Here is a 12,977-nt window from a genome sequence, read left to right as displayed (position 1 = left end):
GCCTTGACCGTGCCGGCGAACGAGACCGAGCGCGCCGTCGCATCGATCTGGCGCGATGCGCTTGACGTCGCGGCGGTGCACCGCGAGGACGATTTCTTCGTGCTGGGCGGAAACTCGATCGCGGCGGGCCAGGTTGCCGCTGCGATCCGTGAACGCCTGAACGTTGAAGTGGAGCTGCGCACCTTCTTCGACGCCCCGACGCTCGCGGCCTTCGCTAGCTGGATCGATGCCCTGGCGGGGACTGAGGCTGGACGGACGCTGCCGCAGATCCCGTGGGCCGCCTCGGCCGATCGTGCGATGCTGTCGCACGCGCAGGAGCGGCTGTGGTTCCTATGGAACATGGATCCGGCCGGGACAGCCTATACCGTTGCAAGCACAATTCGCCTGAATGGGCGGCTCGATCATGCCGTGCTGTCGCGCGCTCTCGGAGAGATCGTCCGTCGTCACGAGATATTGCGCACGACGTTCGTCGCCAGGGACGGCCGCGGAACGCAGCTCATCCACGATGTCATGAGCATTGGCTTCCGCCACGAGGATCTCCGGCCGTATTCTGCGCGGGAACGCGCCGAGTTCGCGGAGACGCTCAAGCGATCCGAGCTCGGCAAGCCGTTCGATCTCGTGAATGGGCCGCTGTTGCGCGCGGTGCTGCTCCAGCTCGCGGACGATGCCTACGAATTGCTGCTGCTGGCCCATCACATCATCGTCGACGGCTGGTCGCTCGATGTGCTGCTCGAAGAGCTGGCCGCTCTCTATCGCAGCGGCATCGGTCAGGGTGCAGGCTCGCCGCCGATTCCGGCGATTCAATATGCGGACTTCGCGGCCTGGCAGCGAAACTGGCTCTCGGGAGGCGAGGGCGATCGGCAGCTCGCGTATTGGCGCACCAAGCTCGGCGATATTCATCCGATCCTGGCGTTGCCGCATGATCGGTCGCGTCCGGCGCTCCAGAGCCATGCCGGCGATACCATTGGTCTTGCCATCGACGGCGCGCTCGCCGTCCGGCTCCGGGAGATCGCCCGAAAGCAGCGCGTCAGCGTCTTCATGCTGCTGCTCGGCGCATATCAGGTGCTGCTCCATCGCTACACCGGGCAAAACGATCTGAGAGTGGGCGTGCCGATCGCGGGGCGTCGTCATACGCAGCTTGAGCGGCTGATCGGATGTTTCGTCAATACGCTGGTGTTGCGGGCAGAAATCGCCGGCGAAGCGAGCTTCCCGAGCCTGCTGTATCAGGTCAAGGAATCGGTGGTTGAGGCGCTGTCTCATCAGGATCTTCCTTTCGAAATGCTGGTCGACGGCCTCCGGCCCGAACGCAGCGGTGGGCACAATCCGCTGTTCCAGGCGAAGTTCAACTACATGACGGCGCCGGGCGGATTCGCCGGCGTCGAAGGGCTCAGCGCCGAAATCGACATCATCGATCTCGCAGGTTCGCATTTCGATCTCGCGCTCGACGTCATCGATGGCGCGCCCGGCATGAAGGTGACGTTCAATTACGCCACCGATCTATTCGATCGTCCGACCATCGCGCGGCTGGCGGCGCAGTTCGATTCGATGCTGCGCCAGATAGCGGACAATGCCGAGCGGCGGATATCGGACTTCGTCATCGACGATGGGCGCCGGCAGACCGTGCCGAAGCAGGTCGCGGCATTCGGCTTCACCGATGTGGTCAGCCGTCACCGTGCGGCGACCACAGATCGACAGGCTGCCATGGCCATCCGATGCGGCCGGGAGCAGATGACCTTTGCTGATCTCGAGCAGCGGTCCAACCGTGTCGCGCATGTTCTCATTGCCAAGGGCGTGGCGCGCGAGACACCGGTCGCGCTGTGGATCGAGCGTTCGCCGGCCTTCGTCGTCGCCTTGCTCGGCGTGCTGAAGGCCGGCGGCGCTTACGTCCCGCTGGATCCGAAATGGCCGCTGGAGCGCATTCGTCGCATCTTGACGGACGGTGGCATCGACATCGTGCTGGCGGTGGGTGAGAAGTTGGCCGAAGCACGTGGGCTTGGTTGCCTGGTGCTCGATGCGGAAGCGGAGGCCGCGCGCGAGGTGGCATCGAGCCCGCTTGTCGGCGCAGCGATTCACCCGGAACAGACCGCTTACGTCATCTATACCTCGGGATCGACCGGCGCGCCGAAGGGCGTCAGCGTCTCGCACGGCGCCTTGGCCAATTATGTACAGGCTCTGCTGCAACGCTTGGAGCCGCGTCCGTCGGCGAACATGGCGATGGTGTCGACGGTGGCGGCCGATCTCGGACACACCGTCCTGTTCGGCGCGCTCGCGTCCGGCGCGACGCTGCATCTGCTGCCTCCGGAAGCCGCGTTCGACGCGGATGCGTTCGCGCAAGCTATGCGCGAGGGTGAGGTCGGCATTCTCAAGATCGTACCAAGCCATCTGCGGGGGTTGCTGCAGGCCTCGCGCTCGGCCGACCTTCTCCCCCGCGACGCGCTCGTCCTGGGAGGAGAGGCTTCCGACGCCGCATTGCTGGACGAAGTCCGGCGCTTGCGGCCGGAATGCCGGATTCTGAATCATTACGGGCCCACGGAAACGACCGTTGGCGCGGTGACGCATGAGTGCGTGGCTGAACGCGAGAACGGCCCGGTTCCGATCGGGCTGCCTCTCGCCAATCTGCGCGCCCATGTCCTGGATGACACGCTGAACGAAGTGCCGATCGGCGTTGCCGGCGAGCTCTATATCGGCGGTGCCGGGCTGGCGCGGGGCTATCGCGGCGCGGCGGGCTTGACTGGAGAACGCTTCGTGCCGGATCCGTTCGGGGAAGCAGGTGAGCGGCTCTATCGAACTGGGGATCGTGTCCGCTGCGACGGGGCGGGCCGGCTGATATTCCTGGGCCGCACCGATGATCAGATCAAGTTGCGCGGCTATCGCATCGAGCTCGGTGAGGTCGGGCGTGTCATCAAGGCGCTACGCGGGATCGATGATGCCGTGGTCGTTCCGCGCGAGATCGGGGCGAGCGCCGAACGCCAGGAGCTGGTGGCCTATTGTGTGCCGGAGAGCGGCGTTGGTCCGCATGCCGATGCGATCAAGCAACAGCTGGCTGCGATCGTGCCGGACTATATGGTGCCGTCGCACATCGTCATGTTGGCGCGACTGCCGCTGACGCCAAATGGAAAGGTCGATCGTCGCGCATTGCCCGAGCCCGCTGAAGACGGGCTGTCCGCCGGCTATGCCGAGCCGGCGGGAGATATTGAGGTTGCTATCGCGGCGGTCTGGTGCGAGGTGCTCGGTCGCGAGCGCGTCGGTCGCAATGACAATTTCTTCGAGCTCGGTGGCGATTCCATCCTCAGCCTCCAGATCATCGCCCGCCTGCGCAAGCGCGGCATCCGGCTGACGCCGAAGCAGATCTTCAGCCAGCAGACGGTCGCCGGATTGGCGACGGTCGCCGCCATATCGACGGGGGCGCCCCCGAAGAAAGAGAAGCGGGACGCGGAGACGTCGACCGGCGGCGATGCTGCATCCGGCATGCGCCACCTGATGCCGATCCAGGCGCGCTTCTTCGCTGAGGACATCGGCCATCGGGATCACTGGAACCAGGCGATTCTGTTGCTGCCCCACATGCAAGTCGACTGGGAGACGCTCCGGCGCGCGCTCGCTGTCATCGTGGCGCATCACGATGCGTTGCGCCTGAGATTCAAGCAAGTGGATGGCGCCTGGCGGGCGGAGCAGGGACCGCCTCCGGCGCCATCCGAATTGTTGTGGGTGCATGCGAACGTCGGTGGCGCGACGGAAATTGCCGGGCTCGCACGAGCCGCGCAGGAGAGCCTTCGGCTGTCCTCGGGACCACTGCTGCGCGCCGTCGGCATGGACATGGCGGACGGTGGCCAACGGTTGCTGCTTGTGAGCCATCATCTTGTCGTCGATGGCGTGTCCTGGCGTATCCTGATGGAAGATCTGGTGTCGGCCTATGACCAGCTGCAATGCGGCAGCCCCGTCACGCTGTCTCCGAAGAGCGAATCCTACGCCTCGTGGAGCGAACGGCTGCATGCCTATGCAGCGACCGCGGAGATTGCGGCCGAATTGCCCCATTGGCGCGATTGCGGTGCCGGCGCGCGCCTGCCATGTGACGATGACCATGGCGGCGTCGATCGCGTCGGTGACGGCGGCGAGGTCTCATTGGTGTTCGACGCCGACCTGACCTCGCGGCTGCTCGAACAGGCGCCCGCCGCCTATCGGACCCAGGTCAACGACCTGTTGCTGGCCGGTCTCGCGCGCGCGGTGTCGCGCTGGAGCCAGCACAACGAAGTCTCGGTGGAGCTCGAAGGCCACGGCCGCGAGGACATTTTCCCGGACGCGGATGTGTCCCGTACCGTCGGCTGGTTCACGACGGCATTTCCGGTCCGACTGAAAGATACGGCCGCCGACGAGGCCTCGCTGATCAAGGCGGTCAAGGAGAGGCTTCGCGCGATTCCGAACCGCGGGCTCGGCTATGGCGTGCTGCGCCATCTCGGCTCCGAGCAGCAGCGCCATGCCCTCGCGCAATTGGCGGAGCCGCAGATCGTCTTCAACTATCTCGGCCGGTTCGACGGCGGCATGGGCACAACCCAGCGCTTCTCCTTCGCAGCGGAGAGTGCAGGTCCGTCACGTAGCGCCACTGCACCCATGCGCGGATGGCTGAATGTCACCGGCCTCGTGCGTGATGGCCGGCTCGAATTGTCTTTCGGATATGGACGCAAGCGCTATCGGCACGCGACAGTCGAGCGACTGGCGGCGCATTACGGGGATGCACTGCGCGAACTGGTCGCGCATTGCTGCAATGGAGCGTTCGGGCTCACGCCATCGGATGTCGCATTGTCCGGGCTCGGTCAGGCCGATCTCGATCGGCTCGCGACGACCTCGGATCTTCGCGGCATCGAGGACATCTATCCGCTCTCGCCGATGCAGCAGGGCATGCTGTTCCATGCGCTGCGCGACGGCGCCGACGATGCCTATGTGAACCAGGTCGGGCTCGAACTGTTCGGCGTCGATGCCGGCAAACTGCGAACCGCGTGGCAGGTGGTCAGCGACCGGCACGCGGCCTTGCGGACAGGGTTTGTCTGGCAGAACCTGTCGGGCGCAGTGCAGCAGGTGGTGCATCGTCATGCCACGGTGCCGTTCGTCGAAGAGGACTGGCGCGACGGCTCGCGCATGGATTTAGAAGCGGCGCTGACCGAGATATCCCGGCGCGACCGCGAGAAGGGCTTCGACGTTTCGCAGCCGCCTCTCCAGCGTCTTCGCTTGATCCGTCTCGACGACGACCGTCACTGGCTGATCTGGACTCATCATCACATCTTCGCCGATGGTTGGAGTTCGGCCAGACTGATTGCGGAGGTGCTGCAGCACGTGAGCGGCGTCACGCTGCCGGCCGTGCAGGGCAGCCATCGCGACTATATTGCATGGCTGCAAGGCCGCGATCGCGAAAGCGCCGAGAGGTTCTGGCGCGACGCGCTGGCGGGGCTCGAAACGCCGACGCTGCTCGCGAACGCGGTGGCGACCAGCAAGACCTCCGGCGCCGAGGGCCACGCCAGTGTCGGGATTGCCGTGGACGCAGCGCTGACCGAGCGGCTGAAGTCGTTCGCAAGGCGCGAACGGGTGACGCTCAATACGCTCATACAGGGGGTATGGGCACAATTGCTGCGCCGACATTCAGGGCAGTCCGCAGCCTGCTTCGGCGTGACGATATCGGGCCGTCCGGCCGAATTGCCCGGCTCAGAGGAGATGGTGGGCCTCTTCATCAACACGCTGCCCATCGTCGATGCGCCGAACCCGCAGACGATCGTCGGCGATTGGCTGCGCCAGTTGCAGGAGCAGAACCTGGCTCTGCGCGAGCACGGCTGGACGCCGCTCTACGAAATTCAGCGCCTTGCCGGCCATGCCGGGCAGCCGCTGTTCGACAGCATCCTGGTGTTCGAAAACTACCCGATCGACGAGGGATTGCTGCGGGGCGGGGAGGGTGGTCCTCGGCTCGGGCGTGTGGCGCATGTGACGCCGACGAACTACGCGCTGGCGGTTGCGGTGTTCGCCGCAAGCGACGGGCTGAACATCGAATTCAATTATGACCGGTGCCGGTTCGACGAGGCGGCCATCCTGCGTCTTCGCGACATTCTGCACGGTTTGCTGGAACGGGTCGCAGCGAATGCTGAGCGCGTGCTCGGTGATCTCGAATCGGCAGCCGACCAAGATGCGCGACGAATTCTCGAATGGAGCGGCGCAGCGCAGCTATCGTCGGCATCTTCCTGCGCCGACGTCGTGACTCATATCGAAGCGCAGGCCGCGCAGGCGCCTTCTGCTGTTGCCATCTCATGGGGCGACCAGCGGATCTGCTATGGCGAGTTGAACACGCGGGCCAACGCGCTCGCACGGCGGCTTCGCTTCTGGAATCTCGGCCCAGATCGGCTTGTCGGCATTGCCCTGACGCGAAGCCCGGACATGATCGTCGCGCTGCTCGCGGTTCTGAAGGCTGGCGGCGCCTATCTGCCGCTCGATCCGGATTATCCGGCCGACCGGCTTGGCTACATGCTGCGTGACAGCGGCGTGACGTTGGTTCTGACGCAAGGCGTGCTGCTCGAGCCGCTCGGGCCGGTGCTGCGTGAGGCCGGAGTCGAGGCGCTCTGCATCGACGAACCATCGCTACCCGCCGGCGACGACGGCGGTAACCTCGACGTCGAAATCCATCCGGATAGCCTAGCTTACGTCATCTACACCTCGGGATCGACCGGAATGCCGAAGGGCGTGGCTGTTGCGCGCGGGCCGCTTGCCATGCATTGCGAAGCGATCGGCCGGCTGTACCGCATGACCTCCCGCGACCGCGAGTTCCAGACGGCGTCGATCAATTTCGATATAGCCCACGAGCGTTGGCTGGTGCCGCTGATGACGGGCGGGTCGCTCGTGCTGCCCTCGAAGCCCGGCCTGTTGATCGACGACCTCGTCAGCGAGATCGCGCGCAGTTCGGTGACCTCGATCTTTCTTCCGCCGGCCTATGCGGATCAATTGAGCGCGGCGTTGCGGCAGAGCGGGCGCAGGCTGGCGATCAGGACCTGTATCGTCGGCGGCGAGGCCTGGTCGGATACGGGGATCAAGGCATTGCGCGGGGCTGCCGATGTCGACCTTCTGGTCAACGCTTACGGCCCGACCGAGACGGTGATCGCGCCGACGGCCTGGATCGTCGATGACGCCGTGCTGACGCCTCACCAGCCCGCACCAATCGGACGGCCCGTCGGTGCGAGGTCCGTACACATCCTCGATTCCGACCTCAACATCGTTCCCGTTGGTGTCACCGGCGAGCTGTTTATCGGTGGTGTTGGCCAGGCCCGCGGCTATCTGAACCGGGGGGCACTGACCGCGGAACGGTTCGTCCCGGATCCGTTCGGCGATAGCGGCATGCGCCTCTATCGGACCGGCGATCTCGCGCGCTGGCGCGACGACGGCGTGATCGAATATGTCGGCCGCGCGGACCGGCAGGTGAAGATCCGCGGTTTCCGCATCGAGCTCGGCGAGATCGAGGCGCGTCTGCTCGAGCAGCGCGGCGTGCGTGCGGCGGCCGTGGTGGCCGCTGAGGGCAGGACCGGCCGCCAATTGTTCGCCTATGCCAGCGGTGAGCCGTCGATCGACGGCCGTGCCTTGCGTGACGCATTGTCCGCCATTCTGCCTGATTACATGGTGCCATCGACGGTTACGGTGCTGGAGCAACTGCCGCTCACCCCGAACGGGAAGATCGATCGGCGGGCTCTGCCGGCGCCGGGCGAGGATGCGCTGACGCGCCGCTCCTATGAGGCGCCCGAGGATGAGATCGAGCTCGCACTGGCCGGGATCTGGGCGGAGTTGCTCGATGTCGACCGGGTCGGACGCAACGATCACTTCTTCGAGCTTGGCGGACATTCCTTGCTTGCCGTGCGGGTGCTCAGCCGGGTGTCGCAGGAGATCGGCGTGTCGATCGCGGTCTCGGATCTGTTCGCTCATCCCGATCTCGCGTCATTTGCGCGCATCGCGTCGATCAGGCTGATCGAACAGGAATTCGACGCCGAAGAGCTCCAGGAACTGGTCGGGGCGGAGCAATGAGTACGGCTGACACGGCAAAGCCGAGTTTGCGAGATCTGGATCCCGCGCAGATGAGAAGGCTCATCTCGCTGGCCAGGGACCGCGGCCGGAATGCCGACAGGAGCGGCGCTGCGACGATTCCTGTGGTGGCGCGCGACGGATCACTGGAGATGTCCTTTGCGCAGCAACGGCTTTGGCTGCTGGCGCAGCTCGATGGTGCCAATTCCAGCTATCTTATTCGTGGAGCATTGCGGCTTTCGGGCGAACTCGATGTCGGCGCATTGCGCCGGGGCATCGACCGTTTGTTCGCGCGCCACGAAGCGCTGCGCAGTGTCTTTCGCATGGTCGACGAACAGCCGCGCGTGATGCTGCTGCCCGCTCACGAACGCGTGCCGGTGCTCGAACATGATCTGCGCGGCCGGGACGATCGCGAGCAGGCGCTCGCGCGCCTCTGCCGTGAGGAGACCACCACGCCGTTCGACCTCGCCGCAGGACCATTGATCCGCGGCCGGCTGATCCGGACGGCGGAGCGGGAATATCTCTTCCTGCTCACGCAGCATCACATCGTCTCCGACGGCTGGTCGATCGGTGTGCTTGTACGTGAGCTGGGTGCTCTCTACCAGGCTTTCGCCGCCGGCAAGGACGATCCGTTGCCATCGTTGGCAATCCAGTATCCGGACTATGCCGCCTGGCAGCGACAATGGCTGTCGGGCGAGCGATTGCAGCGGCAGGTCGACTATTGGCGACAGGCGCTCGCGGATGCCCCTGCCGTGCTCGAATTGCCGACGGACCGGCCTCGTCCGCCGGTCAGGTCGCTCGCCGGCGCGTCCTTGCCGATCGAGATCGACGCGGAGCTCGCATCCGGCATTCGGCGACTGAGCCAATCGCATCGCGCCAGCGTTTTCATGACGGTGCTGGCGGCCTGGGCGGCGGTGTTGTCGAGGCTCTCCGGGCAGGCGGATATCGTGATCGGGACGCCGACGGCCAACCGGAACAGGCCCGAGATCGAGGGGCTGATCGGATTCTTCGTCAACATGCTGGCTGTCCGCGTCGATCTCTCGGCCGAGCCCAGTGTCGCCGAGCTGCTCCACCGGGTGCGCGCCGCAGCGCTCGCGGCGCAGGATCATCAGGATCTGCCGTTCGAGCAGGTCGTCGAGATCACCCAGCCGCTACGACGGCTGGAACAGACGCCGGTCTTTCAAGTCGTGTTCGCTTGGCAGAGCAACGAGGCGGGGACCCTTGAGCTGCCCGGCCTCAAGGCCGAGGCCGCCGATATCCCGCTCCAACAGGTCAAGTTCGATCTCGAGCTTGGTCTGGGCGAGATGGACGGACGTATCGTCGGCTCCATGAACTATGCGACGGAGCTGTTCGACGAGGCGACGATCAGGCGTCACCGGGATTATCTGTTGTCCTTGCTGGGGGCCATGGTTGCCGATGCGGACCAGGTGGTCGATCGGATCGATATTGTTGGTGCCGAGGAGCGCAGGCGCGTTCTCGATACATGGAACGAGACCGCGGCACCGTTTCCCTCCGAGCGCTGCATTCACGAATTGTTTGCGGAGCAGGCGAGAAGGACGCCGGACGCTATCGCGCTGGTGTACGAGGATGTTCGTCTGAGCTATGGCGAACTCGATGCCGAAGCGAGCGGGCTTGCGCGGCGCTTAATGGCCTTGGGCGTGGTGCCGGACCAGCCCGTCGCAATCTGCTTGCCGCGCGGTATCGCCATGGTGGTGAGCCTGCTGGCCGTGCTGAAGGCGGGCGGTGCCTATCTGCCGCTCGATCCGGCCTATCCGGCGGAGCGGCTGCGTCAGATTGTCGACGATGCCGGGCCGCGCGTGCTGATCGCTGACGACGCGGGACGCGCGATATTACCGGATGGGACCTGCGAGATCGTCGATCCGGAAGCGAACGCATCCACCGTCACGGGGCAGGCGGCATCGGATCCGGGTGACCTCGTCAAAGGACTGACCTCGCGAAGCCTCGCTTACGTCATCTACACCTCCGGCTCGACCGGCCGGCCGAAGGGGGTGATGGTCGAGCACCGTGGCCTGGTGAATCTGGCGTTGGCGCAGCGGGGGCTGTTCGAGGTCAATTCGAACAGCCGCGTCGTGCAGTTTGCCTCGTTCAGCTTCGATGCCAGCATCTGGGAAATCGTCATGGCGCTGGGCTCGGGCGCCGCGCTGTTCCTGGCTGGCCCGCAAAAGCATCAGGACACGTCGGCATTGCTCGGCTACCTCGCGGACAACGCGATCACGCACGCGACCTTGCCGCCGGCGATGCTGCACGGGCGTACCGACCTCGACCGCCTGGCCGCGCTACGGGTTCTCGTCCTTGCCGGTGAATTGCCCAGGGCCGAACTGATCAAGGGATTGCCCCCCGGCGTTGCCGTCTTCAACGGTTACGGGCCGACGGAAGCAACGGTCTGCGCCACGAGCTGGCTGCGGCCGCCGGGCTTTGATGGCGACGCTGCCCCGATCGGTCGTCCGCTGCCGAATGCGCGGATCTATCTTCTGGACCGATTCGGTGCGCCCGTTCCTCTCGGCGCGGTGGGTGAGATCTACATTGGTGGAGCCGGGATTGCGCGCGGCTATCTCAACCGCGTCGACCTGACGGCGGAGCGCTTCGTGCGCGATCCCTTCCACGGCGATGCCGCAGCGCGCATGTATCGCACCGGCGATCTCGGGCGCTATTTGCCGGAAGGCAATATCGCGTTTCTCGGCCGCAATGACCACCAGGTCAAGATCCGCGGTTTCCGTATCGAGCTCGGTGAGATCGAGTTTCGGCTCAACGAGCACGCCGACGTGACCGATTCAGTCGTGCTGGTGCACCGGGATCATGGCGACACGCGGCTGGTCGCCTATGTGGCCGCGCGTCGCGGTGATGGCGCGGGGCTCGATGCTAATGAATTTGCCGGCGCGATGCGCGATCATCTACGTTCGTGCTTGCCGGACTACATGGTGCCGTCAGCTTTCGTACGCCTCGATGCACTGCCGCTCACGCCGAATGGCAAGGTTGACCGCAAGGCGCTGCCGACCCCGGAGGGCGATGCGTTTGCGCGACGCCGTTTCGAGCAGCCGCAAGGCGATGTCGAGCGGATCGTCGCGAATGTCTGGACCGAACTCTTTGGCATTGATCGGATTGGACGCGGCGACCACTTCTTCGAGCTCGGTGGCCATTCGCTGCTCGCAGTCCGCATGCTGGAGCGGTTGCAGCGGCATGCGCTGAGAGCGGATGCGCGCACGCTGTTCGCAAAACCGGTGCTGGCGGACTTTGCCGCCAGCCTCGATGGCGGCGGAGAAACCGACGTTCCGGTCAACCGGATCACCCAGCAGACGACGGCAATCACGCCCGAACTGTTGCCCCTGATCGCGTTGACCCAATCCGACATCGACGGCATCGTGGCCGGCGTTCCCGGCGGTGTCGCCAACATCCAGGACATCTACGGCCTCTCGCCGCTTCAGGATGGTATCCTCTTTCACCATCTGCTCTCGAAAGAGGGCGATCCGTATCTGCTGGTCGGCCGAATGGCGTTTGCCGACCGCGACCTGCTCGATCGCTATCTCGACGCGGTCCGGCAGGTGGTCGACCGCCACGACATTCTGCGAACGTCCATCGTGTGGAACGGTCTGTCCACGCCGGCACAGGTGGTTTGGCGGCAGGCTCCCTTGGTCGTCAGCGAGGTCGTGCTGGATGGCGAAGGCCGCGCGGATGAAGAGCTCGCGCGACGATTCGATCCGCGGTTTCATCGGATTGATCTCGGCCAGCCACCGCTGCTGCGATTTGCAGTCGCCGCCGATCCCAAGGGAGGGCGCTGGCTGCTCCTGGTCCTGCTGCATCACCTGATCGGCGACCACTCCACGCTGGAGGTGATGCATGACGAGGTCGGGAAGATCCTGTCCGGGCGAAGTCACGGGTTGTCGCCACCATATCCGTTCCGGAATCTGGTGGCGCAGTCGCGGGGATCGGCGGCGACCGCGGAGCATGAGCGCTTCTTCCGTGGCACGCTCGCCGACATCGACGAGCCGACCACGCCGTTTGGGCTGGACTGGGTGCGCGGCGACGGCCGTGGCGTTGAGGAAGCCCGGCGGGTGCTGCCAGAACAGCTGAGTGTAAGGCTTCGTGCTCAGGCGCGGCGGCTGGGCGTCAGCCTGGCCAGCCTGTGTCATCTCGCCTGGGGGCAGGTGGTGGCGCGAACCAGCGGGCGCGGGCGCGTCGTGTTCGGCACCGTCCTGTTCGGTCGCATGGAGGCCGGCGCCGGCGGTGATCGCACCATGGGCTTGTTCATCAACACCTTGCCGCTGCGGCTCGATCTCGATGACACGGCGGTCGAGGACAGTGTTCGTGATACGCATGGTCGGCTGACCGACCTGATGGCGCACGAGCACGCCTCGCTGGCGCTCGCGCAACGATGCAGCGGCGTCGCGGCGCCAGCGCCTTTGTTCAGCTCGATCTTGAACTATCGACACAATGCAATGCCGGGCGATTTGGTCGCCGACAAGGACGGCTCCGGCATCGAATGGCTCGGTGGCGAAGAACGCACCAACTATCCCCTGATGCTGGCCGTCGAGGATTATGGTCAGGCGCTTGGCTTGACTGCTCAGATCGTCCGTCCGTTCTCGGCCGATCACATCTGCGCCTTGATGCAGCGGGCGCTCGATCAATTGGCCGAGATGCTGGAACACGCGCCGCGCGCGCCGGTCCGGCAGCTCGACATTCTGCCTGTCGAGGAGCGCCAGCTCTTGCTGGAGGCGTGGAATCGGACGCATGCGCAATATTCGGGAGAGCGGTTGTTCGTCGCCCAATTCGAGGCACAGGTCCGGAGGTCACCCGAAGCGATCGCGCTGGTATTCGGCGAGACGGAGCTGAGTTACGCCGCGCTCAACGCGCGTGCCAACCGGCTGGCGCGGCGATTGCGGGACCGCAGCGTCGGGACCGATATCGTGGTCGGGCTGGCGCTC

The 12,977-nt window shown here is 65.3% G+C and carries 2 protein-coding genes; both read left to right on the top strand.

What is annotated here, in order from left to right; genetic code table 11:
• The first annotated feature begins 9 nt into the window (after positions 1–9).
• Complete coding sequence (locus tag MOV74_RS16630; protein WP_246924425.1) at positions 10–8,040, top strand: non-ribosomal peptide synthetase; 8,031 nt, start codon at positions 10–12, stop codon at positions 8,038–8,040.
• 50 nt (positions 8,041–8,090) lie between these two features.
• The coding region (locus tag MOV74_RS16625; RefSeq protein ID WP_309486810.1) for a non-ribosomal peptide synthetase at positions 8,091–12,977 on the top strand (4,887 nt) is incomplete at its 3' end.

The sequence above is a fragment of the Bradyrhizobium sp. SHOUNA76 genome (assembly GCF_023006445.1).
GTDB lineage: Bacteria > Pseudomonadota > Alphaproteobacteria > Rhizobiales > Xanthobacteraceae > Bradyrhizobium.
This window is presented reverse-complemented; position numbering and strand designations above follow the sequence as displayed.